The sequence below is a fragment of the Roseovarius sp. MBR-154 genome, assembly GCF_053628595.1.
In genome coordinates this window covers 489677-515514 of sequence record NZ_JBRJGR010000001.1, presented here as the reverse complement: position 1 = coordinate 515514, position 25838 = coordinate 489677, and the positions used below count along the sequence as shown (strand labels likewise).

23 protein-coding genes are annotated in these 25838 nt (G+C 63.7%); 11 read left to right on the top strand and 12 right to left on the bottom strand.

Translation table 11 applies throughout. The features are described 5' to 3' along the window. Positions 1-6 precede the first annotated feature (6 nt). On the top strand, positions 7-453 hold the full coding sequence (locus tag ACSSV4_RS02425; RefSeq protein ID WP_454273174.1) for a YtoQ family protein: 447 nt from the start codon (positions 7-9) through the stop codon (positions 451-453). Here the strand turns inward: ACSSV4_RS02425 and ACSSV4_RS02420 are convergent. From ACSSV4_RS02420 to ACSSV4_RS02410, 3 genes are all read right to left on the bottom strand, one after another. Continuing rightward, a complete protein-coding gene (locus ACSSV4_RS02420; protein WP_454273173.1) occupies positions 450-863 on the bottom strand; it encodes a universal stress protein in 414 nt (137 codons plus the stop codon). The two genes, ACSSV4_RS02425 and ACSSV4_RS02420, sit on opposite strands and share 4 nt — an antisense overlap. 161 nt (positions 864-1024) lie before the next feature. Continuing rightward, positions 1025-3826, bottom strand: a complete 2802-nt coding sequence (gene polA / locus ACSSV4_RS02415) for a DNA polymerase I (protein ID WP_454273172.1) — start codon at positions 3824-3826, stop codon at positions 1025-1027. Positions 3827-3905: 79 nt separating this feature from the next. Beyond that, complete coding sequence (locus ACSSV4_RS02410) at positions 3906-4085, bottom strand: zinc-finger domain-containing protein (protein ID WP_454273171.1); 180 nt, start codon at positions 4083-4085, stop codon at positions 3906-3908. Positions 4086-4159: 74 nt separating this feature from the next. On the opposite strand from ACSSV4_RS02410, the gene ACSSV4_RS02405 reads away from it, so the two are divergent. Next, positions 4160-5089: an ABC transporter ATP-binding protein gene (locus ACSSV4_RS02405; RefSeq protein WP_454273402.1), complete on the top strand. Its 930-nt coding sequence runs from the start codon at positions 4160-4162 to the stop codon at positions 5087-5089. A gap of 31 nt (positions 5090-5120) precedes the next feature. On the opposite strand, the gene ACSSV4_RS02400 is transcribed toward ACSSV4_RS02405, so the two are convergent. Further along, positions 5121-5936, bottom strand: coding sequence for a cyclase family protein (locus ACSSV4_RS02400; protein WP_454273170.1), 816 nt, complete (start codon positions 5934-5936; stop codon positions 5121-5123). A gap of 104 nt (positions 5937-6040) precedes the next feature. Between ACSSV4_RS02400 and ACSSV4_RS02395 the strand changes: the two genes are divergently transcribed. Both ACSSV4_RS02395 and ACSSV4_RS02390 read left to right on the top strand, forming a co-directional pair. Then, positions 6041-6307 (top strand): hypothetical protein, encoded by a 267-nt coding sequence (locus tag ACSSV4_RS02395; protein ID WP_454273169.1) that lies wholly within the window; start codon positions 6041-6043, stop codon positions 6305-6307. Between the two features lie 11 nt (positions 6308-6318). Continuing rightward, positions 6319-6900: a DUF1523 family protein gene (locus tag ACSSV4_RS02390; RefSeq protein WP_454273168.1), complete on the top strand. Its 582-nt coding sequence runs from the start codon at positions 6319-6321 to the stop codon at positions 6898-6900. Positions 6901-6914: 14 nt separating this feature from the next. On the opposite strand, the gene ACSSV4_RS02385 is transcribed toward ACSSV4_RS02390, so the two are convergent. From ACSSV4_RS02385 to pdxR, 7 genes are all read right to left on the bottom strand, one after another. Continuing rightward, a complete protein-coding gene (locus tag ACSSV4_RS02385; RefSeq protein WP_454273167.1) occupies positions 6915-7787 on the bottom strand; it encodes a dimethyl sulfoxide reductase anchor subunit family protein in 873 nt (290 codons plus the stop codon). Next, entirely contained in the window at positions 7787-8569 is a 783-nt protein-coding gene (locus ACSSV4_RS02380) for a 4Fe-4S dicluster domain-containing protein (protein ID WP_454273166.1), read from the bottom strand. Before ACSSV4_RS02380 ends, ACSSV4_RS02385 begins: the two co-directional genes overlap by 1 nt. Further along, complete coding sequence (locus ACSSV4_RS02375; protein ID WP_454273165.1) at positions 8566-8715, bottom strand: hypothetical protein; 150 nt, start codon at positions 8713-8715, stop codon at positions 8566-8568. Before ACSSV4_RS02375 ends, ACSSV4_RS02380 begins: the two co-directional genes overlap by 4 nt. After that, entirely contained in the window at positions 8712-11534 is a 2823-nt protein-coding gene (locus ACSSV4_RS02370; protein ID WP_454273164.1) for a molybdopterin oxidoreductase family protein, read from the bottom strand. The genes ACSSV4_RS02375 and ACSSV4_RS02370 overlap by 4 nt, the downstream gene beginning before the upstream one ends. A gap of 132 nt (positions 11535-11666) precedes the next feature. Next, positions 11667-12836: an acetate/propionate family kinase gene (locus tag ACSSV4_RS02365; RefSeq protein WP_454273163.1), complete on the bottom strand. Its 1170-nt coding sequence runs from the start codon at positions 12834-12836 to the stop codon at positions 11667-11669. Between the two features lie 4 nt (positions 12837-12840). Next, complete coding sequence (xsc, locus tag ACSSV4_RS02360; protein ID WP_454273162.1) at positions 12841-14616, bottom strand: sulfoacetaldehyde acetyltransferase; 1776 nt, start codon at positions 14614-14616, stop codon at positions 12841-12843. Between the two features lie 250 nt (positions 14617-14866). Then, entirely contained in the window at positions 14867-16333 is a 1467-nt protein-coding gene (pdxR, locus tag ACSSV4_RS02355; RefSeq protein ID WP_454273161.1) for a MocR-like pyridoxine biosynthesis transcription factor PdxR, read from the bottom strand. A gap of 139 nt (positions 16334-16472) precedes the next feature. On the opposite strand from pdxR, the gene ACSSV4_RS02350 reads away from it, so the two are divergent. The 6 genes from ACSSV4_RS02350 to ACSSV4_RS02325 all read left to right on the top strand — a co-directional run bounded on the left by ACSSV4_RS02350 (position 16473) and on the right by ACSSV4_RS02325 (position 23282). Then, positions 16473-16820 (top strand): antibiotic biosynthesis monooxygenase family protein, encoded by a 348-nt coding sequence (locus ACSSV4_RS02350; RefSeq protein ID WP_454273160.1) that lies wholly within the window; start codon positions 16473-16475, stop codon positions 16818-16820. 81 nt (positions 16821-16901) lie between these two features. Next, the gene (locus ACSSV4_RS02345) at positions 16902-17381 is read left to right on the top strand and encodes a hypothetical protein (RefSeq protein WP_454273159.1); all 480 of its coding nucleotides are present in this window, start codon (positions 16902-16904) and stop codon (positions 17379-17381) included. A 50-nt stretch (positions 17382-17431) separates the two neighbouring features. After that, the gene (locus ACSSV4_RS02340; RefSeq protein ID WP_454273158.1) at positions 17432-19855 is read left to right on the top strand and encodes a ligase-associated DNA damage response DEXH box helicase; all 2424 of its coding nucleotides are present in this window, start codon (positions 17432-17434) and stop codon (positions 19853-19855) included. A gap of 41 nt (positions 19856-19896) precedes the next feature. Further along, complete coding sequence (gene pdeM, locus ACSSV4_RS02335; RefSeq protein WP_454273157.1) at positions 19897-20562, top strand: ligase-associated DNA damage response endonuclease PdeM; 666 nt, start codon at positions 19897-19899, stop codon at positions 20560-20562. Positions 20563-20633: 71 nt separating this feature from the next. Continuing rightward, complete coding sequence (locus ACSSV4_RS02330) at positions 20634-21440, top strand: alpha/beta hydrolase family esterase (RefSeq protein WP_454273156.1); 807 nt, start codon at positions 20634-20636, stop codon at positions 21438-21440. Between the two features lie 63 nt (positions 21441-21503). Further along, entirely contained in the window at positions 21504-23282 is a 1779-nt protein-coding gene (locus tag ACSSV4_RS02325; protein WP_454273155.1) for an ABC transporter ATP-binding protein, read from the top strand. On the opposite strand, the gene ACSSV4_RS02320 is transcribed toward ACSSV4_RS02325, so the two are convergent. After that, positions 23254-24327, bottom strand: coding sequence for a LacI family DNA-binding transcriptional regulator (locus ACSSV4_RS02320; RefSeq protein WP_454273154.1), 1074 nt, complete (start codon positions 24325-24327; stop codon positions 23254-23256). The two genes, ACSSV4_RS02325 and ACSSV4_RS02320, sit on opposite strands and share 29 nt — an antisense overlap. A 183-nt stretch (positions 24328-24510) precedes the next feature. On the opposite strand from ACSSV4_RS02320, the gene ACSSV4_RS02315 reads away from it, so the two are divergent. After that, positions 24511-25827, top strand: coding sequence for an ABC transporter substrate-binding protein (locus ACSSV4_RS02315; protein WP_454273153.1), 1317 nt, complete (start codon positions 24511-24513; stop codon positions 25825-25827). Positions 25828-25838 lie beyond the last annotated feature (11 nt).

The window sequence follows — 25838 nt, the reverse complement described above, 5'->3', positions numbered from 1 at the left end:
CAAACGATGCTGAATGTCTATCTGTCAGGCGAGATACACACCGATTGGCGTGAGCAGATCATCGCGGGGGCCAAGGGACTTGATGTGTCTTTCTCGTCCCCGGTGACGGATCACTCGGCGAGCGATGATTGCGGTGTTGCGATCCTGGGCGAGGAGCCCGAAAAGTATTGGCACGACCACAAGGGCGCGATGGTCAACGCGATCCGCACCCGCAAGGGGATTGCCGATGCCGATATCGTGGTGGTCCGTTTTGGCGACAAGTACAAGCAGTGGAACGCGGCATTTGATGCGGGCTTCGCGTCTGCCTTGGGCAAGTCGCTGATCATCCTGCAACCGCCCGAGCACGACCACGCGCTCAAGGAGGTGGATGCCGCAGCCCTCGCCGTGGCGCGCGAGCCGGGGCAGGTGGTTGATATCCTGCGCTATGTGCTGGAGGGCAAGCTGCCCGCTTAACTGCGCACCACGTAGACCGAACATTCGGCATGGGTCACCACGTGGCTCGCCGTGGTGCCGAGCAGGTAATCCTGTACCTTGGGGTTGGCGGATTCCATCACGATCAGGTCGACCTTGCGCTCATCCGCGAGCTTGACGATCTGGCGATGCACAGCGCCCTTGCGCACGATCAGTTCCATATCGACCCCTTCGGCGGGGTGGGCTGCGACGAATTTCCGGAGTTCATCGCCCCAATACACATCGGAATTGTAGATATTCATGTTGCGCTCGATCTCGGGTGCGACCGTCGCCACGATGAGCTTGGCCCCGCGTCTCTGGGCCATTTCCACAGCCTCGGTATAGGCGTTGTATTCCACCTTCACGTGTCGCAGGTTGACAGGGCAGAGGATGAGCTTGGTCTGGCGCGGCATGGTGATTTCCGAAATTGAGAACTGGCCGAGGCCTAACCCGATTCGTCTGCGGACATGCGCCCCCTATGCGACCGTTGCGTTGCGGCTGCGACGCGAACGTAGGGTCGATCTACCGGCATGCTCTGAAAAAGTCACGTCCGGGTCGATCTTGGTGCGCGGCCTCAATGCGCCTCGGCCCAGTTGGTGCCCTGTCCCGCATCCACCACCAGCGGCACGTCGAGATGCACCGCCGGGTCCGCGGCACCCTGCATGACGTCGCGGGCCACGTCGATCAGGCGGTCGATGCTGTCCTCGGCCACCTCGAAGATCAGTTCGTCATGCACCTGTAGCAGCATCTTGCAGGGCAGGCCCTCGATCGCGTCGGGCATGCGGATCATGGCGCGGCGGATGATGTCGGCGGCGGTGCCCTGAATCGGTGCGTTGATCGCGGCGCGGCGGGCAAAGCCTGCGCGTGGACCCTTGGCCGAGATCTCGGGGGTATGGATCTTGCGGCCAAACAGGGTCTGAACATGGCCGTGTTCCTTGGCGAAGGAGACGGTTTTGTCCATGTAATCCTTGATGCCGGGGAAGCGTTCGAAATACCGATCGATGAAGCCCTGCGCCTCTGACCTCGGGATGCGCAGGTTGCGGGCGAGGCCAAAGCCGGAAATGCCGTAGATCACACCAAAATTGATCGCCTTGGCCTGACGACGCACCTCGGGTGTCATCTCGTCCATCGGCACGTTGAACATCTCTGACGCCGTCATGGCATGAATGTCCAGGCCGTCGCGGAACGCCTGTTTCAGGCTGTCGATCTGCGCCACATGGGCGAGGATGCGCAGTTCGATCTGGCTATAGTCGAGACTGACAAGGCGATTGCCCACCTCGGCGACGAACGCCTCGCGAATGCGGCGACCTTCCTCGGAGCGCACGGGGATATTCTGCAGGTTCGGGTCGGTCGAGGCGAGCCGTCCCGTATTGGCCCCGGTCTGCACGTAAGAGGTATGCACACGGCCGGTGTCGGGGTCGATGTGATCCTGCAACGCATCCGTGTAGGTCGATTTGAGTTTCGAGAGTTGCCGCCAGTCGAGCACGCGGGCAGGCAACTCGTGCTCCGTCGCAAGATCCTCCAGCACATCCGCGCCGGTGGCATAGGCCCCGGTCTTGCCCTTCTTGCCGCCGTCGAGGCCCATTTCATCAAACAGGATCTCACCCAACTGCTTGGGCGAGCCGACATTGAAGCTACGCCCGGCCAGTTCGTGGATCTCAGACTCTAATCCAGCCATTTTCTGGGCGAACTTGCCCGACATGGCGCGCAGCGTCTCGCGGTCGACCTTGACCCCGTGCCGCTCCATCCGGGCGAGGACCGGAACAAGCGGGCGTTCGAGCGTTTCATAGACCGTGGTGACGCGGGCGCGGTGCAACTGCGGCTTGAAGATATGCCACAGGCGCAGCGTGATATCGGCATCCTCGGCGGCGTATTTCACCGCCTCGTCAAGCGGCACGCGGTCGAATGTGATGGCGGATTTACCCGAGCCCAGAAGCGACTTGATCGGGATCGGATCATGGCTGAGATAGCGCTCCGACAGCGTGTCCATGCCGTGCCCGTGCTCGCCCGCATGCAGCGCGTAGGACATCAGCATGGTGTCGTCGATGGGGGCAATGGTGATGCCATGCCCCGCGAGTATCTTGGCATCGTATTTCATGTTCTGCCCGACCTTGAGGATCGCGTCATCCTCGAGCACCGGTTTCAGCGCATCCAGCACGTCCTGCATCGGCAACTGCCCCTCGGCCAGCGTATCGGAGCCAAAGAGGTCATCCGACGCACCGTCCTTGTGCCCAAGCGGGATGTAGCAGGCGGTGCCGGGCGCCGTGGCCAGCGAGATACCCACCAGATCGGCCTGCATTTCATTGAGCGAGGTGGTCTCGGTGTCGATAGCGACAAAGCCCTGCGCGCGGATCGCGGCGATCCAGTCCTCCAGCTTTGCCATATCGCTGATGCGTGTGTAGGCGTCAGGCTCTATTGCAGGCCAATCGGGGGCCTTGGGCGCGTCCTCTGCTGCCTGTGCAGTGGGTTCGGGGATCACCGGCGCATCCTTGCCCAGTGCGTCCGCAATCCGCTTGGAGAGCGTGCGAAACTCCATTTCGGCCAGAAAACCGAGCAGCGTGTCGGGATCGGGGTCGCGCACCTCGAGATCGTCGAGCGTGAAGTCGAGCGGCGTGTTACAGTCAAGCTGCACCAGACGTTTCGACATTTCGATCTGCTCGCGCTTGGCGATCAGGGTCTCGCGGCGCTTGGGCTGCTTGATTTCTTCGGCGCGGTCGAGCAAATCTTCAAGGGAGCCGAATTCGTTGATCAACAGCGCAGCCGTCTTGATCCCGATACCGGGCGCGCCCGGGATGTTATCGACACTGTCACCGGCCAGGGCCTGCACATCGACCACCTGCGCCGGGTCCACCCCGAATTTCTCCCGCACGCCATCAACATCGATGCGGCGGTTCTTCATCGCGTCGAGCATCTCGACGCCGTTGCCGACCAGCTGCATCAGGTCCTTGTCGGAACTGATGATCGTCACCCGCCCGCCCAGATCGCGCGCCTGACAGGCGAGCGTGGCGATGATGTCATCAGCCTCATAGCCCTCGATTTCCTCGCAGGCGATGTTGAAGGCGCGGGTGGCGTCCCGCGTCAGCGGGATTTGCGGGCGCAGATCCTCGGGCATCGCCTCGCGATTGGCCTTGTAGGCGTCATAGAGGTCATTGCGAAATGTGTGGCTGCCCTTGTCGAAGATCACCGCCACATGAGTGGGGGCATCATGGCCATTGTTGCCCTCGACATAGCGTTGCAGCATGTTGCAAAAGCCCGACACGGCCCCAATCGGCAACCCGTCGGATTTCCGCGTCAGCGGCGGCAAGGCGTGATAGGCGCGGAAGATGAAGGCGGAGCCATCGATCAGATGCAGATGACAGCCTTTTCCGAATGACATGGCTCGCCCTCCCGATCAGGCTTCATCGTTCTAAAAATACTCAAACTCCGATGCCCGGCAGGGGCGCGGCGGCGGTCGGTCAGACCTTGCCCTCGAAATCGTGGTGAATGAGCTTGGCATCGCAATAGGGGCATTCGACATAGCCCGTCTCGCGCGGGATTTGCAGCCAGACGCGGGGATGACCCAATGCGCCCTCGCCCCCGTCGCAGGCGACACGGTAACTGTCCACGATACGGGTTTCCGGGGCCTGGGTGACCATGGGGGCGTTTCCTTTTGCCGTGCTTTCCACTAGGTGCGAATATGAGTGAAGCCAAGCCGAGGGGCAAGAGCAGCATGGCGGCAAATGCCATTGAAATCCGGGGATTGACGAAAACCTATGGCGGTCAGGGCAGAAGCCCTGCGAAACAGGCGCTCAAGGGGGTCGACCTGGCTATCCCGCAGGGCTCGGTCTTTGGGCTTCTGGGGCCGAACGGGGCGGGGAAATCGACGCTGATCAACATTCTGGCCGGGCTGGTCGTGAAAACCGCCGGTCAGGTGACGATCTGGGGCTTTGATCAGGACCGCAATCCGCGTCAGAGCCGTGCCTCGATCGGGGTTATGCCGCAGGAACTGAACCTCGATCCGTTCTTCACACCGCGCGGCGCGCTGGAAGTTCAGGCCGGGTTATACGGCGTGCCGCGCGCGCAGCGTCGCAGTGACGAGATCCTGCGGCTGATCGGGCTCGAGGACAAGGCCGAGGCCTATGCGCGCACCCTTTCGGGCGGGATGCGGCGGCGGCTCTTGCTGGGCAAGGCGCTGGTTCATCATCCGCATATCCTGGTGCTGGACGAGCCGACGGCCGGCGTCGATATCGAGTTGCGGCAGATGCTCTGGGAAAACGTGCGAAAGCTCAACCGCGAGGGGATGACGATCATCCTGACCACGCATTACCTTGAGGAGGCCGAGGAGATGTGCGACGAGATCGCGATCATCAATCTGGGCGAGGTGGTGGCGCGGGATTCCACGGCCAACCTCCTGGGTCGGCTCGATATCAAGACGATGATCATTCAGCCCGAACGGCCCGTGGCGGCCCTGCCCGAAGGCCCGGGGCTGACCGTGACTCGGCGCGAGAGCGGCGCGCTGGAAATCACCTATCACTCCGCCGACACTCCAGCCGAGGCGGTGTTGGCCGCGGTGCACGAGGCCGGGATCTCGATCCGCGACGTGAAGACCGAGCAGGCCGATCTGCAGGATGTGTTCCTAGAGTTGACGCGCAGCCGATAGGGCCTGCCTGCTTGGCCGCGCGCCGGCTTCCTCAGATCAGCGCGAAGATGCGCGCCGGACCACCGGTGCCGCCGCGATGCTTGGGCGCGCCAATGACCACGGTCGCCCCCGCCGCAGGCACCTTGTCGAGATTGGCCATGCATTCGATGCCGAACCGCCCCGTCGGCAGCCAGGCGTAGTGCGTGGCGAAATCCGCCGAGGGCCCGTGATCGAGCGACAGCGTGTCCGTGGCAATGGAGCGGGCCCCGGTTTGTTCGATCAGCATCTGCGCCGCATCGACGTGAAAGCCCGGATAATGCTGCACTTCGCCGTCAAAGCCCCTGAAGGCGTCGCTGCCGGTCTTGGCCCCCCAGCCGGAGTAAAGCGCCACACACGCCCCGTCGGGGATGTCGCCATTGGCCGAAATCCACGCCGAGAGATCATCGGGTGTGAGCAGCGCATCGGGATCTTCTGCCGCGCGCGCCGCGATATCCACGACGCAGAGCGGGGCCACGAGATCGCCCACCGGGATTTCGTCGACCGAGGCGCCATCCGCGGAGAAATGCAGCGGCGCATCGACATGGGTGCCAGTATGCTCGTTGATGGTGAGCGTGAGCAGGTTGAAGCCGTGTTCGGCAAAGTTGAAACTCTGCTCGGTCGAGATGCCGGGCGCGCCGAAATATGTTGGGAAGCCGACATCATAGGCATGGGTCAGGTCCGCGACCGCGCTATGGCTCATGGCCATCGCGGGTTGTGCACCCACAGCCGACAGAGCAGTCGCCGCTCCGGCCCCGGCAGCGGTGGAAAAGAAGGAGCGGCGTGACAGCATCCTGTCCTTGACCGCATTGATTACGCAAGCATCACACATGGCATGTCCTTTCCGGTTTCGTTGCATATGGGGTGCAGCCTAGCATGATTCTGCGCTATGCAGGGGTGCGGCTTTGGTCGGGAACCCGAATTAGGAGTATTTGGATGCTGGCATTGATGCGATTGCTGATCTTCGGGCTGATCGCTCTGACAGCGCTCTATCTTGGGATTTCCTGGTATTCGCGGTCCGTGCGGCGCAAGAAAATGGCGCGCGACTGGGAAGAGGCGGGTCGTCCCGGCGACCGGGATGCCTATATAGAGGCCGGGATGGCCCAGTACGAGCGCTCGCTGCGAAAGCGCTTGATCTGGCTCGTCTATATCGTTCCGGTGACGCTGATCGGCGTCACCATCTATGTCACGAATTTCATGTAAGGGGGCCACGCATGGTCTATGTCAAATGGGTATTCTGGGGCGTGTTCTGGTCGGTGTTGATCGCCTTTCTGCATTACACGCTGCCGCAGCATGACGTGGTGCGGATCACCGACACCTACGAAAAGCGGGTCAATCCGGGCGATAATGCGCTGTTCTGGTCGAACGCCGATACCGGTGAGGATCCCACGGCGGCCGAGCGCGACGTGTTCTTCATTCAGGCCTTCCGCGCCAATGACAAGCCGATGATCTATCGCAACGAGGATACCGGCTGGGGCTGGCCACCTTATTTCAAGTTCGACACGTCCAATTTGCAGGCCGAAGCGTCAGACATGGTGTCCAAGAAGAACGCCGAGAATGCGCAATGGGTGGTTGTGCGCCATTATGGCTGGCGCAATGAACTGTTTTCGATCTATCCGAACGCGGTGAGCATCCGTGAGGCGACGGGGCCGGACGAGCAGATCATTCCTTGGGTCAAGATCGTGATTCTCGTGCTGCTGGCTGCGTCGTTCTGGGCGATCCGCGTGCGCTGGAAGCGCTTTCGCAAGCGGCGCATCGAGCCGGTGATGGACGAGTGGAGCGAGGGGGCCCGCTGATCCCCGCGCGCCACTCAGCGCTTGCCGTAATATAGCCCGACCACGTGCTCGGCCTCGGCAAAGAACAGCCAGCGTGAGATGGCAATGCCTGCGACATGGGTCAGCACCGCGACCAGCGCCAGAAGATGCGAGAACGGCAGCAGCAGGAGCGCGACGGGCAGCACATAGCCAAGCCCGAAGGCGATGACGCGCAGTTTCACCGCATGCTTGCGCCCGATCTGATGCACCATTTCACGCAACAGGTAGTTGGTGCCGGTATGCGGTGGCTCGAACGAGCGCACGGTGCCGATGTTGCCGAGACTGGTCGCGGTCGCCATGTCGGTGCCCGATGCGGCAAAGGCCCCGTCGCCGCGCACCCACCACAGGATTTGCAGCACACCGGCGATGGGAATTAGGATCAGCGCGGCGCTGATTTCCCCGGCCAGCAGCGCGCCCCCGGCCAACGAGATGGCAATCAGCAAGGCCGGTGTCAGAGCGGTGTTCCAGCGCGGCACGGTTTTCATCTGCGTGTAAATCATCGAGGTGGTCAACACCGTACCGAGCGACAGCACGGCACCGACCCAACCCAGTAGCGCCAACCGCGTCTCGAACAACACCAGCCCTGCGCCGTAGGCGGCCATGACCGGAAGTGCGGCGACGGCGCAAACACCCTCGCGCGACAACCAGCTTGAGCGCCACTGACTGAACGCTTTCCACGCGCGTTCGGGATGCCCGAGGTGAAAGGTCGAGGCCAGGAGACCGCCCACGGCGAGCGCATAGGCGATGGCGAAGAAGGCGAAAGCAACCCAGCCGGTGACGGCAGGCAGGCCAAGGCCCAGCCAGATCAGCAGGCCGAAGCCAAGCCCCGAGAGGGTGGTGAAGACGATGACAGACGGGGCGGGATGCATCAGATCTTCTCCAATGTACGGTCGAGCCAGCCGAGAAAGCCCTTGGGTTCCTCCATCACCGACTCCAGAAACGGGGCGAGCACGTCGATCTCACCCGCCGGTTTGGGCTGGTCGAGCGTGTCCTTGGGGCGGGGCGGCAGATACTGGTTGACGGGGCGTGTGCCCTGTTCGGGCATGAGATCCATGCCGCCGCGCTCTGCCACAAGCTGGCTCACGTCGCTGTCGGGATCGCCGAGATCGCCGAAATGCCGGGCCCCGGCGGGACAGGTGCGCACGCAGGCCGGCACGCGATCCTCCTCGGGCAGGTTGTCGTTGTAGATGCGGTCGACGCAGAGAGTGCATTTCTTCATCACCCCCTCGGCCTGATCCATCTCGCGCGCACCGTAGGGGCAGGCCCATGCGCAGAGCCCGCAGCCGATACAATCGCTCTCATTGACCAGAACGATGCCGTCCTCCCCCCGCTTGTAGCTGGCTCCTGTCGGGCAGACGGTGACACAGGGCGCATCCTCGCAATGCAGGCAGGATTTGGGGAAGTGGACCAGTTGCGCGGCGGGGTGCGGCATGGCTGATGTTGCCAGCGGCTGCACCTCGTAGCTGTGCACGCGGTTGAGGAATGTGCCAGATGGATCGGCGCCATAGGGGGCCTGATCGGAGAGCGGCGCGCCGTAATTCTCGGTGTTCCAGCCTTTGCAGGACACCACGCAGGCATGACAGCCGACGCAGGTATCGAGGTCGATGACGAGGCCGAGTTTGCGGGTCGTGGTTTCGGGAAGCGTGGTCATGCGGGGCGCTCCTCAAGTATGTGGGGGCGAGTGCTCACTGGCTCTTCGCGGGACTTGTCCCATGTGGCAATGAACCAGATGAACGAGCCGACGCCGAAGGCAATAAAGGCCAGAATGGCGAGCAATGTCAGGGTCTTGCCGCTCATTCGCCAACCTTCCATTCGAGGTGGTCGGGGCCTTTCCCGACCGGCGATTTGATCGGCGCGAAGGCGGGTTGCGCCTCTGCCGGGACGATGGATTTCTCGATCTTCACCCGCAGGTCGAACCACGCCGCCTGCCCGGTGATCGGATCAGAGTTGGACCAGCGCAGCCCATCACCCTTTGGTGGCAAGAGCTCATGGATGAGATGGTTGAGCAGGAAGCCGCGTGTCGCCTCGGGCGCATCCTCCGACAGCGCCCAGGCCCCCTTGCGCTTGCCGATGGCGTTCCATGTCCAGACGGTGTTTTCATTGAGCGCGGCCATATGCGCCACCGGCACGGTGATCTCGCCATGCGCCGAGGTGACGCGCGCCCAATCGCCGTCGGCGAAGCCGTGCTTCTCCCACAGCTTGGTGGGCAGGTAGAGCGGGTTATGGCCATGGATCTGCCGCAGCCAGGCGTTTTGCGTGCCCCAGCTGTGATACATCGCCATCGGGCGCTGCGTCAGGGCATGGATGGGGAATTCGTCGGTATCAATGCTCGTATCCTCGAATGGCGGATACCAGATCGGAAGCGGGTCCATCGTGGATTTGATCCGGTCGCGCAGGTGATCGGGCGGTTGACGGTCGCCATGGCCTTCGGCGGCGAGTTGGAACTTGCGCATCGGCTCGGCGTAGAGATCGAAAATATAGGGCTGCGGTTTGTCGAATATGCCCATGCCGACGGCCCATTCCTGATAGGCCATGTTCCACGGCTTGTAGTAATTGGCACCCTCGGGGATGTGGCTGACGAAAAAGCCGCCGTTTTCGATATAGCGATCGATCTGCGCCGGGTTGGGCGCGCCGCGGCCCGTATCCGTGCCGTCCCCGCGAAAGCCCATGAGCGGGCCGATGCCCGGCTTGCGTTCATGGTTGACCATGTAATCGGCGTAATCAGTGTAGCGCGGTGTGCCGTCCTCGGCGGTAAAGCCGGGCAATTTCAGCCTGTTGGCCAGTTGCACCAGCACGGTCTGAAATCCGCGCACGTCGCGGTCGGGCTCGATCACCGGCCAGCGGATCGCGTCGGCCGCCGCATCCGCCTCGCATATCGGACGGTCGAGCAGCGAGATGCAGTCGTGGCGCTCCAGGTAGGTGGTGTCGGGCAGGATGAGGTCGGCATAGGCGACCATCTCTGAGCTATAGGCGTCCGAGTAGATGATGCGCGGGATGACATAGTCGCCATTCTCATCGGTGTCGGTCAGCATTTCCATCACGCCGCGCGTATTCATCGAAGAATTCCACGACATGTTGGCCATGTACATGAAGAGCGTGTCGATCTTGTAGGGGTCGCCCGCATGGGCGTTGGAGATGACCATGTGCATCAGCCCATGCGCCGACATCGGGTTTTCCCATGTGAACGCCTTGTCGATACGGGCGGGGCTGCCGTCGTCCTTGAGGGCGAGATCCTCGGGGCCCCGCACAAAGCCCAGATGCGGGCCATCGAGCGGTTGGCATGCCGCGTATTTACAATGCGGCGTGGGATGGGCGCTCACGGGTTTGGGATAGGGCGGTTTGAACCGAAAGCCGCCGGGCACCTCGACCGTGCCGAGGATGATTTGCAGCACATGCAGCGCACGGGCCGTCTGAAAGCCGTTGGAATGGGCCGATATTCCGCGCATGGCGTGAAAGCTGACCGGGCGGCCGGTCATGGTCTTGTGCGTCTCGCCGCGGAAATCGGTCCATTCGTGGTCGAGCGTAAACGCCTCGTCAAAGGCCACGCGCGCGATCTCGGCGGCGATGCGGCGGATCTTGTCGGGCGTGATGCCGCAGCGCTCGGCCACCGCCTCGGGGGCGTATTGCGGGTCAAGGTAACGGTCGGCCATGAGGTGCATCACGGGGCGGTGCGTGATCCCGTCAGCCTCATGCGTGGCGCTCAGGTCAGGGCGCACGCCGGGGGTGTCGAACGCCATAACCTTGCCGGTCTTGCGGTCTATGACTGTCGGTTTTCCGTCGGTATCGCGTAGGAAAAGCCCGTGCTCGGGCGAGTTCGGATCGGCATTCACCAGCACCGGCGCGTTGGTGTAGCGGGCGAGGTAATCGAGGTCGATCTTGCCTGCGCGCATCAGCTCGTGAATGAGCGAAAGGATGAAGAGCCCGTCCGTGCCCGGCGTGATGCCCACCCAGTCATCCGCCACGGCGTTATAGCCCGAGCGGATCGGGTTCACCCCGATCACCCGCGCGCCTCGCGCCTTGATCTTGCCGATGCCCATCTTGATCGGGTTGCTGTCATGGTCCTCGGCCACGCCGAACAGCATGAAGAGCTTGGTATGGTCCCAATCCGGCTGCCCGAATTCCCAGAACGCGCCGCCCATCGTGTAGATGCCACCAGCGGCCATGTTGACCGAGCAAAAGCCTCCATGCGCCGCGAAATTTGGCGTGCCGAAATTCTGCGCCCAGTAGCCGGTGAAGCTCTGTGACTGATCGCGCCCGGTAAAAAAGGCGAGCTTGGACGGGTCGGTCTTGCGGATCGGCTCGAGCCAGTCGCAGGCGATTTGCAGCGCCTCGTCCCAGGTGATCTCCTCGAACTCGCCCGAGCCACGGGGGCCGACGCGCTTCAACGGCGCACGCAGGCGCGAGGGGGCGTTGACCTGCATGATCCCCGCCGACCCCTTGGCGCAGAGCACGCCCTTGTTCACCGGGTGGTCGCGGTTGCCCTCGATATAGGCCACCTTGCCGCCCTTCATGTGGACGTTGATCCCGCAGCGACAGGCGCACATGTAACAGGTGGTCTTGCGCACCTCGTCCGAGACGTGGGGCGAGGTGTCGATATGTGGTTGATGATGCGTCATGTCAGGCCCTTGTCCTTGGTCGGCGTCACGTTAGGGCAGACGATGTCTGGCCGCGACCGTTTTCTGAGATCTTTGCATTTCCTGAACATCCGTCTTGGAAATCCCGAAGACAGCGGTTCATCGTTCCGGTTTTCATGGCGGTGATACATTCAAGAGATGAAGCGCATCGGCGGCGATCATGCGTTCCTCCTGCGCGGGCACGATCCAGCCGGTGATGGCGGAGGTGTCGGCGTGCAGGCGTGTGTCGCCGCGCGTGTTCGCCGCCTCATTCAGCTGCGCGCCAAGCCACGCGAGGCCCTGAAAGATGCGGGCGCGGATGGGGGCCGCGTTCTCTCCGATACCGCCGGTGAAGGCCACGGCATCGACCCCCTCCATCGCCGCGATCAGCGATCCGGCATGGCGGATGGCCCAGTAGCAGAAGTGATCTATGGCAAAGCGCGCCTCTGCCGTGTCCGCCTCCAACAACGCGCGCATGTCCGACAGCCCGCCCGAGAGGCCGCGCAGCCCGCTTTCTTTGTTCATGAGGTGATGGGTGGCCGCGATCCCGTCTTCCTCGGCGAGGCGCAGCACGGCGTTACCGTCGATCTCGCCGGTACGGGTGCCCATGGTCAGCCCGCCAAGCGGCGAATAGCCCATCGTGGTGGCCAGTGATTGCCCGTCGCGGATGGCACAGATCGAGGCCCCGTTGCCCAAGTGAAAGGCGAGCAGCCGCTTGGGCAGGGCCGTGCCGGTGAGGCTCGGCATGTGCCGCACGAGCGAGGCGTAGGAGGTGCCGTGAAATCCGTAGCGCCGGATGCCGCGCGCCTCGATCCCGGCGGGCACGGCATAGCGCGCAGCCACCTCGGGGTTTGTCGCATGAAAGGCGGTGTCGAATGTAGCGGTTTGCGGCAGATCGGGGGCAAGGCGCGCCAGCGTCTTTATGGCGGCAAGGTTATGCGGGTTGTGCAGCGGCGCGAGCGCCGAACAACGATCAATCGCCACGATCACCTCAGGCGTAACGCGCGCAGGTTCGGTCAGGTCCGTGCCGCCATGCACCACCCGGTGCGCGGCGGCGCGAAAGCGGCTGAAGGGCAGGCCGTTCGCCTCCAACCCCGAGAGCACCGCCTGCAGGGCGCTTTCATGGTCGGGGAAATCCTGAGCGGTCTTCTTTACGGTGCCCAGTTTCAACTGTCCCGCGCCGCCAATCCCCTCGGCGATTCCGGTCAGTTTCTCGGTCAGATCGCCGTCGAAAACTGCGAGTTTGATCGAGGAGGATCCGGCGTTCAGGACCAGTATGAGATCGCTATCCGCCGGATCACTCATAGTCTCAGACCCGCTGCTCGCGCATATCAGCCGCGTCTATCCCTGCAACGGCGACGGGTTTTTTCATCGCGTCACGGCGGAACGGATCGCCGAGTTCCTGATTGAGCAGCACCTCGATCAGCGTCGTGGTGTTGTTCTCCATCTGATCCTTGATCGCCTGATTTAGCGCATCGGTGAGCGCATCCATGGTCTTGACCTGCACGCCCTTGAGACCACAGGCCTGCGCGATCCCGGCATAGGACACTTTGGTATCGAGTTCCGTGCCGACGAAATTGTCGTCAAACCACAGCGTCGAGTTGCGCTTTTCCGCGCCCCACTGGTAGTTGCGGAAGACGATCTGCGTGACCGGCGGCCACTCCTCGCGGCCAATGGCGGTCAACTCATTGACGGCGATACCAAAGGCGCCATCGCCCGCAAAGCCCACGACGGGCACGTCCGGCTGGCCGATCTTGGCGCCGATGATCGACGGCAGGCCATAGCCACAGGGGCCGAAGAGGCCCGGCGCAAGGTATTTGCGCCCCTCCTCAAAACTGGGATAGGCGTTGCCGATGGCACAGTTGTTGCCGATGTCGGAGGAAATGATCGCCTCTTTCGGCAATGCGGCCTGAATGGCACGCCACGCCATGCGCGGGCTCATCCAGTCGGGCTTGTCGGCGCGGGCGCGTTCATTCCAGTTGGTGCCGGGGTCGTCCTCTTCGTGATCCATCGAGGAAAGCTGCTGCGCCCAGGTGGATTTCGTCTGTGCGATCAGGGCCTTGCGTTCCTCGCGGCCGGCGTCGCCGGCGCTGTCGGCGAGGGTGCCGAGGATTGAGGTCGCGACCTTTTTCGCGTCGCCCACGATGCCCACGGTGACCTTTTTGGTCAGCCCGATACGGTCGGGGTTGATATCGACCTGAATGATCTTGGCCTCCTTGGGCCAGTAGTCGATGCCATAGCCCGGCAGGGTCGAGAACGGGTTGAGCCGCGTGCCGAGGCAGAGCACGACATCGGCCTTGGCAATGAGTTCCATGCCCGCCTTGGAGCCGTTATAGCCAAGGGGACCGGCGAAAAGCGGGTGCGAACCGGGGAAAGCGTCATTGTGCTGATAGCCCACGCAGACCGGCGCATCGAGCCGCTCGGCCAGTTGGCGAGAGGCGTCGATGCCACCCGCCAGAACGACGCCCGCGCCGTTTAGGATGACGGGGAATCTGGCGTTGCTCAGCAACTTGGCCGCCTCGGCAATCGCCGTCTCGCCACCCGAGGGGCGCTCGAATTCGACGATGGCGGGCAGATCGACATCAATCACCTGCGTCCAGAAATCGCGGGGGATGTTGATCTGCGCGGGGGCTGAGGCGCGCTTGGCCTGAAGGATCACGCGGTTGAGCGTTTCGGCGATGCGGGTGGGGTCGCGCACCTCTTCCTGATAGGCGACCATATCCTCGAACAGCTTCATCTGCTCGACCTCCTGAAAACCGCCCTGACCGATGGTCTTGTTGGCGGCTTGCGGGGTTACGAGCAGCAGCGGCGTGTGGTTCCAGTAGGCGGTTTTAACGGCAGTCACGAAATTGGTGATGCCGGGGCCGTTCTGCGCGATCATCATCGACATCTTACCGGTCACGCGGGTGTAGCCGTCGGCCATCATGCCCGCGGAGCCCTCATGCGCGCAGTCCCAAAAGGTGATTCCCGCCTTGGGGAAAATATCCGAGATCGGCATCATCGCCGAGCCGATGATCCCGAATGCGTGTTGAATTCCATGCATTTGCAGAGTTTTTACAAAGGCTTCTTCGGTGGTCATTTTCATGGGTTTCATCCTTCGGGTCGGGCGCAATCCGGCGCCGGGCGTGACTATATGCACGAACCCTAGCCGCGCGGGCGGGGCAGTTCTAGGGCCAGATGATTATGTCAGATAGCGCCAAGAACGCAAATTAATGAGAACGATAGTATCAATAACATAATATTTTACCGTGTCGGAGCGTGAGGTGAATCTGCAAAATTGGCCGCCAAGACTCTGATATAAAAACAAGAGTGCCTCTCCCGGTTAGCTCCGTGGTTTACCCGGAAAAATCCGCCAATTCGCGTGCCAGTAGCGCGATGCCGGGGGGGATACGCTCTGAGGGGATAGAGGAATAGGCGAGGCGGTAGAAATTGCGCGGGCGGCGGTCGGCGTGAAAGAATGGGGCACCCGGTTCCACCAGAACGCCACGCTTGCGCAGCCGCGCGTCAAGCTGGCCCATATCGATATAGGCGGGGGCCTCCATCCATATGGACGAGCCGCCAAAGACCCCGCGCCCGGCGACGTCGAGACCGTGTTCGGAAAGCGCCTCCTCCATCACCTTGCGGCGGCGGCCAAAGACCTGGCCCATCCTCCGCACGAGGCTGTCGTAATGCCCCAGTGACAGGAAATAGGCCGCCGTGCGCTGGATATGGCCCGGCGGGTGCCGCAGCACCGAGGCGCGCAGGGCCCGACATTCGCGGATAAACGCTTTGGAGCCAACAAGATAGCCAAGGCGCAGGCCGGGAAAGATCGACTTGGAAAAGCTGCCCACATAAATCACCCGCCCCTCGGTATCCAGCGATTTGAGGGCTGGCAGGGGCGCGCGGAGAAAGGAGACCTCGAACTCGTAATCATCCTCGACGATCAGCGCACCCATATCTGCCGCCTTGGCCAAGAGCGCCTCGCGCCGGGCGCGGGGCATGGTGGCGTTGGTCGGGGCCTGATGGCTGGGGGTGGTAAAGATCACATCGGCCTGATCCGGCAGCGCCTCGGGGGGCAGACCGTCGCGGTCGACGTTTACCGGCAGAAGATGACAGCGCGATTGGGTGAGAATGTCGCGCAGCGCGTGGTAGCAGGGGTTCTCGATCACTGCCGTGCGGCGCTGTGTGAGCAGCACCTGCGCGGTCAGCCAGAGCGCGTTTTGCGCGCCCATTGTGACAAGGATCTCAGTGGGTTGCGCAATTATTCCGCGACGCGGCAGGGTATGGCGGGCGATGAATTCGATCAGTTCGGGATCGTCCTGATCGTAGTAGTCGGCGGTCAGCGCCTGAAAGTCCTTTTGCCCGAGCGCGCGCAGGGCGCAATGCCGCCAGTTGGTGTGATCGAAGAGCGCCGGATCGGTCTGGCCGTAAATGAACGGATAGGGGTAGCGCGCCCAGTCCTGCGGCTTCTCAGGCGTGTCGCCGCCGGTAAAGCGACGCCCCAAAGCGCGCGTCCAGTCGATCGTGTCGGCGCGCGGCGTGGGTGTGGTGAACGCAGGCGGTTCGGGTGCGTTTTCAGACACATAATAACCTGAGCGGTCGCGCGCCTCGAGATAATCATTGGCCTGCAATTCGGTCAGCGCGAGGGTCACGGTGATCCGGCTGACGCCCAGATGCGCGGCGAGTTTGCGCGACGAGGGCAGCTTTTCGCCCTTGCGGAAACGGCCCGAGAGAATACCCTGCGCGATCATCTGCTGGATCTGCGCCTGCAAGGTGCCCTCTGCCTCGGGGGCGAGAAAGAATGTCTCAACCGGAATCGCCATGGCGCAAGAGTAGACTGGACTTATGACTCGCGCAATCTGGTCTGAACGCGAATTGACAGGTTGTAAATGCCTGGCCGCGCTTCCTACAAAAGGTCAGGTTCTGCGCAGCCTGTGCGGGACCGGGAAAAGGAAAGCAGAGATGATCGCAATCATATTCGAGGTGGAACCGGCGGAGGGGCAGAAAGAGCCCTATCTGGAAATGGCGGCGAAGATGCGCTCGCTGGTCGAAGGGGTCGAGGGGTTCATCAGCGTCGAGCGGTTCCAGAGCCTGACCAACCCCGGCAAGCTCCTGTCGCTGAGTTTCTGGGAGGACGAGGCGGCGGTCGAGCGGTGGCGCACCCTGCACGCGCATCGGCAGGCGCAGCGCGCCGGGCGCGAGGTGATGTTCGACGACTACCGCCTGCGCGTCGTCAGCGTGATCCGCGACTACGGCAAGCACGACCGCGCCGAAGCCCCGAAGGACAGCCTTGAGGCGCATGGCGGCTGACACATGTCTCGCCAAGCCGTGATTTGATCGCGGGAAATTATGCCGCTAGCCAGAAGGCATCCGGAACGGGGGTCTTACGAGATGACGTTAAACGACAAGATCATCCTGTCGCCGCAGGACAAGCTGGACGGGCTGGCCCTGCTGGTGCTGCGGCTGGGACTGGCGTGGTTCATCTTTCTGTGGGCCGCACACAAGGTGATCACGCCAACGCAATACCAGAACCTCGCGCGGCATTTCGATGGCGTGGATGTGAGCCTGACACAGGTCTACGCGATGGGCGGCCTGCAGATTGTGCTCTGCGTGCTGGTGGCGATCGGGCTGTTTCGGTACTTCAGCTACGGCAGCCTGCTGATGATGCATTTCTTTACCGTCACCCGCCGGTGGGAGGGATTCTTCGATCCCTTCGCGGTGAATGACCGGGGCTTTCCGGTCAATCGAAATCAGGTGATCGACCTGGCGGTGCTGGGCGCGTTCATCGCGCTGGTGCTGCTGATCCGGCGCGATCATTTCAGCCTCGGCGGCTGGCTGGCGCGGCACGACCGGCTGCGCTGGTGGATGTGAGGCGCGGCTGAGCCTTTGCCTTGCGCGGGATCGCGTCTAGATTTGCGGTCATGCTCACCCTGCCCGCCCCTCTTGACCACTGGTTCGCCGCGCGCGGCTGGCAGTTGCACCCGCATCAGGCCGAAATGCTGGCGCGCGCCGAAGACCCCGCGACGCTGCTGATCGCGCCCACCGGCGGCGGCAAGACGCTGGCGGGGTTCCTGCCGACGCTGGCCGATCTGGCGCAGGGCGATCACGCCGGGTTGCATACGCTCTATATCTCGCCCTTGAAGGCGCTTGCAGCGGATATACGGCGCAATCTCACGCGTCCGGTCGAAGAGATGGACCTCGCCATCCGGATCGAGGATCGCACCGGCGACACCTCCTCGCACACCAAACGCCGCCAACGCGCCGATCCGCCGCATATCCTTCTGACCACGCCCGAGAGCCTTGCGCTGCTGACCTCCTTTGAGGACGCGCCGCGCCTCTTTGCCGGGCTGAAGCGCGTGGTGGTGGACGAGGTGCATGCCCTGGCCGAATCGAAACGCGGCGATCAGTTGATGCTGGCGCTGTCGCGGTTGCAGACGCTCTGCCCCGAGATGCGACGCGTCGGCCTTTCGGCGACGGTCGAAGACCCGCCCGCACTCGCCCGCTTCATGGAGCATCGCGATCACCCTTGCGACATCCTGCACGCCGATCCCGGCCCTGACCCCGATATCGCCATGCTGGAAACGGCCGAGGCGCCGCCGTGGTCCGGCGGCGGGGCCGCCTATGCAATCCCCGCCGTGCTCGATCAGGTGCGCCGCCACAAGACCACGCTGATTTTCCACAACACCCGCGCGCAGGCCGAGATCTTCTTTCACAACCTCTGGCTCGCCAACGAGGACGCGCTGCCCATCGGCATCCATCACGGCAGCCTTGACCGGGTGCAGCGCGAGCGGGTCGAGGGCGCGATGGTGCGCGGCGAGTTGCGCGCTGTGGTCTGCACCGGAAGCCTCGATCTGGGGCTCGACTGGGGCGATGTCGATCTGGTCATTCAGGTCGGCGCACCGAAGAACGTCAAACGCCTCGTGCAGCGGATCGGGCGGGCCAATCACCGCTACAACGCGCCATCCAAGGCGCTCCTGGTGCCCGCCAACCGATTCGAGGTGGTGGAATGCCTCGCCGCGTTGCAGGCCGTCAAGGATCGCGATCTCGATGGCGAGCCGCGCGGACCGGGGCCGCGTGACGTACTCTGCCAGCATATCCTGATCCGTGCCTGCGCCGGGGCTTTTGAGGCGGATGATCTCTATGCCGAGGTCGCCTCTGCCGGGGCCTACGCCACGCTCACGCGCACAGAATTCGACGCCTGCCTCGAGTTTTGCGCCACGGGCGGCTACGCACTCCGGGCCTATGACCAATGGCAGCGGCTGAAACAGCGCCCCGACGGTCTTTGGCAGCTGCGCGATCCGCGCAGCCCGCGCCTCATCCGGATGAATATCGGCACGATTCAGGACACCGACACGCTCAAGGTGCGGATGCGCCGGGCGCGCGGCGGTAAGCCATTGGGTGAGATCGAGGAAGGCTTTGCCGCCACGCTCAGCCCCGGCGATACCTTTCTGATCGGCGGGCAGATCGTGCGCTTCGAGAGCTTGCGCGAGATGGTCGTCGAGGTCAGCCGCGATCCTGGGCGCACGCCGAAAATCGCCACCTTCATGGGCACCAAGTTCGCCACCTCGACGCAACTCTCTGAGCGCATTCTCGCGATCCTCAATCAACCCGACTGGCCCGACCTGCCCGCCCATATCCGCGACTGGCTGGAGTTGCAGCGCACGCTCTCGGAAATGCCGCAGGCGGGCCGCCTGCTGATCGAAAGCTTTCCGCATGAGGGGCGCGAGCATGTCTGCATCTACGGCTTTGCGGGCCGCAACGCGATGCAGACGCTTGGCCTTCTGGTCACCAAACGGATGGAGGAAGAAGGCCTTGCGCCCTTGGGCTTCGTGTCAACCGATTACGCGACGCTGATCTGGGGGCTGGAGCCGCTGACCGATGCCGCCCCGATCTTTGCCCGAGAGGCGCTGCGCGACGGGCTTGAAAGCTGGCTGATGGGCAATGCGGTGATGAAACGCACCTTCCGCGCCTCGGCCACCATCGCGGGTCTCATTCAGCGCAACAGCCCGCAGGCGCGCAAGACCGGGCGGCAAACCACGATGTCGTCGGATATCCTCTATGACACGCTGGTGAAATACGACCCCGGCCACCTGCTGCTGGACATCACGAAGTCCGAGGCGATGCGCGGGCTGGTCGATTTCGGCCGCATCGAGGAGATGCTGGACCGCATCAATGGCCGGATCACCCTGCGCCGTCTCAAGCGCGTAAGCCCGCTTGCGGCCCCGCTCTTCCTCGAAGCCGGGCGCACCCCGGTCGAGGGCGCGGCACAAGAGCGTCTCCTGGCCGAGGAAAGCGCCCGGCTGATGCAGGCGGCAGGGCTGGTCTCGGTCGATCAGGCAGGTTGACCGGCCTTGCCATTCCGCGCGCGCCGCGCCACCAATACGGGATGGACGGTTACGCCTTCACCCTTGCCGGGGCCGCGCTCACGGCCCTGCCTTCGGGCGCGCTCTACTGGGAGGCGCGCAACCTGCTCTGCGTGTCGGATTTGCATCTGGGCAAGACGCTGCGCCGCGCCCGTCTGGGTGAGCCGCCCCTGCCCCCCTACGAGACGCGCGATACCCTCACCCGGCTGGAAGAGGACCTGCGCCGCACCGGGGCGGCCACGGTGATCTGCCTGGGCGACAGTTTCGACGACAGCGCCGCCGCCCATGCCCTGCCCGAGGCCGAAAAGCTGTGGATCGCCAAGCTGCAGGCCGGGCGTCGCTGGGTCTGGATCGAGGGCAATCACGATCCCGGCCCGGTGGATCTGGGCGGCGCGCATATGGCCGAATTGCCCAATCCGCCGCTGGTCTTTCGCCACATCGCCCGGGCCCGGCAATCGGGCGAGGTGTCAGGCCATTACCACCCCAAGGCGCGGCTGGCCCTGCGCGGCCGCAGTCTCAGCCGTCCGGCCTTCCTGATTGACAGCGACCGGGTGATCCTGCCCGCCTACGGCACCTATACTGGCGGGCTGTGGAGCGATGACGCCGCCTTTGCCGGGCTGATGCGTCGTGAGGCGATCGCGCTCCTGACCGGGCCGATGCTGCATGCGGTGCCGATGCCGCGCGCCTGACAGGCTTGTGACATGACATTTCAGGCGGCCCGGCTAGGTTGGCCTCGAATGCCCGAGACCCCGGAGTGCCCATGCGCCTGATCCCGTTCTTGCTGTGTCTTCTTTGGCCTGTCACCGCCCTCGCCTCCGAGCCTGAGCACGCCGCCTGTCACGCCGAGGTGCCCTGCCCGCTTGGCGCGCGCTCCTACCATGTCAAGGAACCCGATGAGTGGGACGGCACATCACCCCTGCCGGTGCTGCTGCATTTCCACGGCTGGATGCGGCAGGGCACGCTGATCGTCAAACATGGCCGCATCTCGGGGGCGACACGGCGGCGCGGGGTTCTGCTGCTCGCGCCCAACGGGCAGGGCAAGACCTGGAATTTCTGGACCAATGAGACCGATGACGTGGCGTTCGCCAGTGCGGTGATCGAGGACGCGGCCAGACGCTATCCGATCGACCGCAGCCGGATCTACGTCTCGGGCTATTCCTACGGCTCGGCCATGGCCTGGCGCTATGCCTGCGAGAGCGGCAATCGCGTGACCGCGCTGCTGGCAGTGTCGGGCACGCTGCGACAGTCTGAGACCTGCCCGGAGGCCCCGCGAGAGGTGCGCCACGTGCATGGCACCTCGGACAATGTGATGGATTTCCCCTTTGGCCCAAGCGGCGAGGTGACAGGGCCGGTCCGGCTGTGGCGTGAACGCATGAGCTGTACCGGGCCGGGTCGCGACGCGGGGGCGTGGAGCGTCACCAAGCATGACACGTTCATCCGCACCACGTGGGCCTGCGCCGAGGGGCGCATCGCGCTCGATGTGCACGGGCGAGGCCATTTCATCCCGCGCGGCTGGATCGCCCGGCAACTGGACGAATTGCTGGACCTGCCGCGCAGCTATCCGTGATGACGCGGGCAGCGATTGCCTCTATGACGGGGGTCGCGCCTTTCCAACCACGGCCCCGCCCGCATGTCCAAGCCCGACCAAACCGCCAAAGCGCCGACCGTCTCGTCAAGGGACCGCTCCAACCTGCGCTGGTTCTGGCGGCGCTACCTGCGGCGGCGCGCGCCCTGGCTGATCCTGGTCCTGGGCATGATCCTTGTGCAGGGGTTGGTCTATCAGCAATTCCTGTCGATCACCGAGACCGGGTTGCGGGTGATCTTCGAGCGCGGCACGCTGCGCGAACTGGCGGTGATCTGCCTGGCGGTCCTCGGCCTTTTCGTGCTGCGCGGGGCGATGGCCTGGCTGGTGCCGCGGATCGCGGCGACGGTGTCGAATGGCGCGATTCACGAGATGCGGGGCGATCTGATCGGCCATGTGCTGCGGCTCGACCTGGCCTATTTTGACCGCACCGGCAGCGGCGACATTCTGCACCGGATCGTGACGCAGACGCAGACGCTTGGCCATTTCATCGGGCTGTCCAGCGTGAACGCGCTGCGCGACGCGGTGACGGTGGTGATCGTCTCGGCCTATCTGATCTGGATGAACGCCCTTCTGTTCGGCGCCGCCGTTCTGGTGCTGCCGGTCATCGTCTGGGTGATGAACCACGTCTCGGCGCGGGTGAGAACCCTGCAAGGCGAAACCGACCGCGCGCTCGGGGGCTATATGAGCGCCGTCGAGGAAACCGTGAGCGCGATGCGCACGGTCAAGATCGCCGGGCAGGAAGAGGTCGAGGCGGCGCGGCTTGAAAAGGACACCGCCACGCTGCGCGATCTGTCGCTGAGCCTGCAACGCGCGCAGGCGCTGGTGATGCCGTCGATCGACCTGTCCTCGGCGGTGGTCTATGTGCTGGTGATCGGCGGCGGTGGCTACATGGTGCTCAGCCCGTCCTTCGACATGGACGGCGCGGGCATCATCACCTTTCTTCTGGGGCTGGTGCTGGTCTTCGATCCGGCGCGTCTGCTGGCGCAGTATCTCGCGCATTTTCAGGCCCATATGGTGGTGCTCGACCGGCTGCGCGCGCTGATGGACACGCGGCCCGCGATCACCGATGCCCCGGACGCGGTAAGCGCGTTCGACACCGGCGGCGACATCGTGTTCGACGAGGTCAGGTTCGCCTACGGTGCCGATCAGCCGCTTTTCGACGGGCTGTCGATGCGCTTTGAAGGTGGCAAGGTCTCGGCCATCGTAGGGCCCACCGGCGCGGGCAAGACGACCGTGCTCTCGCTGCTGTCGCGGCTCTACGATGTGCAGAGCGGGCAGATCTCCATCGGCGGCACCCCGATCCGGCACCTGCATATTCGCGCCTTGCGTTCGTCCTTTGCGGTGGTGGCGCAGGATATCGTGATCTTCGACAATTCGATCTGGGAGAACATCCGCTATGTCAGGCCGCAGGCCAGCGAGGCTGAGATCCGGCAGGCCGCCGAGAATGCTGAGATCGCCGAGTTGATCCACAGTCGCGGCGACGCGCCGGTCGGGCCTCGGGGCGCGCAACTCTCGGCCGGGCAGAAACAGCGGATCGCGATTGCGCGCGCGTTTCTGACCGATGCGCCGATCCTGCTTCTGGACGAGGCGACGAGCGCGCTCGATCAAGGCACCGAGGCGCGGATCAGGTCGGCGCTGCGGCGGCTGACCAAGGGGCGCACGACCATCGTGGTGGCGCATCGCCTCGCCTCCATCGCAGATGCCGATTGCATCCATGTGCTCGAGGCCGGGCGGCTGGTGGAACAGGGCCGCCATGCCGATCTTGTGGCATGCGACGGTGTATACGCGCGGCTGCTCAGGGCTCAGGCGAGTGACGGCCGCTGAGCGGCTGCCGGACCCGCGTGCCGCCGATATTCTCCTTCAGCAGGATCTCGATCCGGATATCGTCCTGGGTGGCGAGCGGCTGGCGGCCGTCGCAACGGCTCTTGAGCAGGCGCACCGCACTGCGCACCACATGGCCCGGGTTCTGCACGATCAGCGCATCCAGCCGGTCACGCTCCAGCAGGTCTAGGGTGCTCTCGGTGCGCTCATGGGCGATGATCGTCAACTGCTCGTGCCGGTCGTGGCGCAGGATCGCATCAAGCGGCGCGGCGGCCTCGGAACTCATGACATAGACCCCGACAATATCGGGAAAATTGCGAAAGGCGGCGGTGACGATGGTCTGTGCACGCGCCGGATCGCCATGAGTCTCCAGCGTGGGCAGGGCGGCAAGCCCCGTGAACCGCATGTTCAGCACATGATCGAAGCCGAGCCGCCGCTCGGCGCTGTCGAGCGAATTCATCGATTCGGTGATCGCGAGGACATGACCCTGCGGGTGTTGACAGAACCCGCCAAGCAGCCGCGCCGCCGTGGCCCCGGCGGCATGGTTGTCGATGCCCACGAAATCGAAGGGCCGCACGCCGTGCTGCCCCGAGATGAACTGCACCACGTGGATGCCCCGCTCGTTCAGGCGCAGGGTGGCGTCGCGGACCTGCGGGCTTTCAGAGGCCATGATCGCCACGCCTTCCACCTCGTCAGGCGAGAGCGCGGCGAGCGTCGCCACCACCTGATGCGGGTCGCGCTCGAGCACGCGGCGGGCGCGGATCTCGACGCTGTCGGCGCGCATCTGTCGGCCATGGTCGCGGATCTGCGTCTCGAGTTCTGCGAGAAACTCGCCACCCTCACGCGGCAACAGGAACTCGAAGCGGTAGACCCGCCGCTTGGCGAGGTTGGCCGCCGAGAGGTTGCGCTCAAAGCCGAGCCGGACAATGGCCTCCTCGACCGCTCGGACGGTCTTTTCCTGCACGCCGGGGCGGCCATTGAGCACGCGGTCCACGGTGGCGCGGCTCACCCCCGCCTCGCGGGCCAGATCCTTGGTCGTGGGGCGCATGTGGTTTGATTTCCTCACTCGAACTCACCCAATTTCGGCAATATTCCAGCGTCATGCAAGGTATTTGAGGCACGTGCCTCAGCTTTTTTTTTCTTGCTCTGACGCACGTGCGTCACCTAAGAAGATTTCACTACCGAGTCGCTGCGAGGAGGCTGCGACATCACTCTTGGGAGGAGTTTCGGAATGAAAAGCACACTCGCATTGACCGCAGCGGCGGCGCTCACCCTCGGCACCGCACCGGCGGCGCAGGCCGAGGATCTGACGCTGTGCTGGGCGGCCTGGGACCCGGCCAACGCGCTCGTTGAGCTGAGCAAGGACTTCGAGGCGCAGAGCGGTCATGACTTGAGTTTCGAATTCGTGCCCTGGCCCAATTTCGCCGACCGGATGCTGAACGAGCTGAATTCAGGCGGGCAGCTCTGCGACCTGATGATCGGCGACAGCCAGTGGATCGGCGGCGCGGCGGAAAGCGGGCATTACATCAAGCTCAACGATTTCTTCGCGCAGGAAGGCATCGATATGGCGGATTTCATCCCCGCCACCGTCACCGGCTATTCGGAATGGCCCAAGGGTACGCCGAATTACTGGGCCTTGCCGGCCTTTGGCGACGTGGTCGGCTGGACCTATCGCAAGGACTGGTTCGAGCGGCCTGACTTGCAGGCGGAGTTTCAGGAGAAACACGGCCGCGCGCTCGATGTGCCCAAGACGCTTGAGGAGTTGAAGGACATCGCCGAGTTCTTTCAGGGCCGCGAGATCGATGGCACCACCGTCTACGGTGCCGCGATCTATACCGAGCGCGGCTCGGAGGGGATCACCATGGGCGTGACCAATGCGCTCTATAATTACGGGTTCGAATACGACAATCCCGACAACCCCTATGAGCTTGACGGCTATGTCAACTCGGCAGGCGCGGTGGAAGGTCTCGAATTCTACAAGACGCTTTACGATTGCTGCACGCCGCCGGGCTCGTCCAACTGGTACATGGGCGAGAATATCGACGCCTACAAATCCGGGCAGGTCGCGCTTCAGATGAATTTCGCCTTTATCTGGCCGGGTGTCGAGGCCGATGCCAATGTGGGCGGCGGCAAGTCGGGCTATTTCCCCAATCCGGCAGGTCCCGGCGGGCATTTTGCGCAGCTTGGCGGGCAGGGGATCTCGGTCGTCGCCTATTCGGAAAAGCAGGATGCGGCGCTTGAATATATCAAGTGGTTCGCGCAGCCCGAGGTGCAGCAGAAATGGTGGGAATCGGGCGGCTATTCTGCGCTGAACGCGGTGGTCGAGGACCCCGGCTTCGCCAGCAGCCAGCCCTATGCGCAGACGTTCCTCGACTCGATGGCCATCGTCAAGGATTTCTGGGCGGAACCGGCCTATGCCGATCTGCTGCTGGCGATGCAGGATCATGTCCACAACTACGTGATCGCAGGCAGCGGCACGGCGCAGGAGGCGCTCGATGCGCTGGTCGAGGACTGGACCGTGATCTTCGAGGATGAAGGCAAGCTCTAGGCCCATCTCCC

What these genes read in the sequence shown, in the direction of transcription:
- ACSSV4_RS02425 (WP_454273174.1), top strand. Translation starts at nt 7, where the DNA reads ATGCTGAATGTCTATCTGTCAGGCGAGATACACACCGATTGGCGTGAG.
- ACSSV4_RS02365 (WP_454273163.1), bottom strand. Translation starts at nt 12,836, where the DNA reads ATGAGTGATCCGGCGGATAGCGATCTCATACTGGTCCTGAACGCCGGA.
- ACSSV4_RS02345 (WP_454273159.1), top strand. Translation starts at nt 16,902, where the DNA reads ATGACGTTAAACGACAAGATCATCCTGTCGCCGCAGGACAAGCTGGAC.
- ACSSV4_RS02325 (WP_454273155.1), top strand. Translation starts at nt 21,504, where the DNA reads ATGTCCAAGCCCGACCAAACCGCCAAAGCGCCGACCGTCTCGTCAAGG.
- ACSSV4_RS02320 (WP_454273154.1), bottom strand. Translation starts at nt 24,327, where the DNA reads ATGCGCCCCACGACCAAGGATCTGGCCCGCGAGGCGGGGGTGAGCCGC.
- ACSSV4_RS02395 (WP_454273169.1), top strand. Translation starts at nt 6,041, where the DNA reads ATGCTGGCATTGATGCGATTGCTGATCTTCGGGCTGATCGCTCTGACA.
- xsc (WP_454273162.1), bottom strand. Translation starts at nt 14,616, where the DNA reads ATGAAAATGACCACCGAAGAAGCCTTTGTAAAAACTCTGCAAATGCAT.
- ACSSV4_RS02390 (WP_454273168.1), top strand. Translation starts at nt 6,319, where the DNA reads ATGGTCTATGTCAAATGGGTATTCTGGGGCGTGTTCTGGTCGGTGTTG.
- pdeM (WP_454273157.1), top strand. Translation starts at nt 19,897, where the DNA reads ATGGACGGTTACGCCTTCACCCTTGCCGGGGCCGCGCTCACGGCCCTG.
- polA (WP_454273172.1), bottom strand. Translation starts at nt 3,826, where the DNA reads ATGTCATTCGGAAAAGGCTGTCATCTGCATCTGATCGATGGCTCCGCC.
- ACSSV4_RS02330 (WP_454273156.1), top strand. Translation starts at nt 20,634, where the DNA reads ATGCGCCTGATCCCGTTCTTGCTGTGTCTTCTTTGGCCTGTCACCGCC.
- ACSSV4_RS02370 (WP_454273164.1), bottom strand. Translation starts at nt 11,534, where the DNA reads ATGACGCATCATCAACCACATATCGACACCTCGCCCCACGTCTCGGAC.
- ACSSV4_RS02375 (WP_454273165.1), bottom strand. Translation starts at nt 8,715, where the DNA reads ATGAGCGGCAAGACCCTGACATTGCTCGCCATTCTGGCCTTTATTGCC.
- ACSSV4_RS02410 (WP_454273171.1), bottom strand. Translation starts at nt 4,085, where the DNA reads ATGGTCACCCAGGCCCCGGAAACCCGTATCGTGGACAGTTACCGTGTC.
- ACSSV4_RS02350 (WP_454273160.1), top strand. Translation starts at nt 16,473, where the DNA reads ATGATCGCAATCATATTCGAGGTGGAACCGGCGGAGGGGCAGAAAGAG.
- ACSSV4_RS02400 (WP_454273170.1), bottom strand. Translation starts at nt 5,936, where the DNA reads ATGTGTGATGCTTGCGTAATCAATGCGGTCAAGGACAGGATGCTGTCA.
- ACSSV4_RS02315 (WP_454273153.1), top strand. Translation starts at nt 24,511, where the DNA reads ATGAAAAGCACACTCGCATTGACCGCAGCGGCGGCGCTCACCCTCGGC.
- ACSSV4_RS02340 (WP_454273158.1), top strand. Translation starts at nt 17,432, where the DNA reads ATGCTCACCCTGCCCGCCCCTCTTGACCACTGGTTCGCCGCGCGCGGC.
- ACSSV4_RS02385 (WP_454273167.1), bottom strand. Translation starts at nt 7,787, where the DNA reads ATGCATCCCGCCCCGTCTGTCATCGTCTTCACCACCCTCTCGGGGCTT.
- ACSSV4_RS02420 (WP_454273173.1), bottom strand. Translation starts at nt 863, where the DNA reads ATGCCGCGCCAGACCAAGCTCATCCTCTGCCCTGTCAACCTGCGACAC.
- ACSSV4_RS02405 (WP_454273402.1), top strand. Translation starts at nt 4,160, where the DNA reads ATGGCGGCAAATGCCATTGAAATCCGGGGATTGACGAAAACCTATGGC.
- ACSSV4_RS02380 (WP_454273166.1), bottom strand. Translation starts at nt 8,569, where the DNA reads ATGACCACGCTTCCCGAAACCACGACCCGCAAACTCGGCCTCGTCATC.
- pdxR (WP_454273161.1), bottom strand. Translation starts at nt 16,333, where the DNA reads ATGGCGATTCCGGTTGAGACATTCTTTCTCGCCCCCGAGGCAGAGGGC.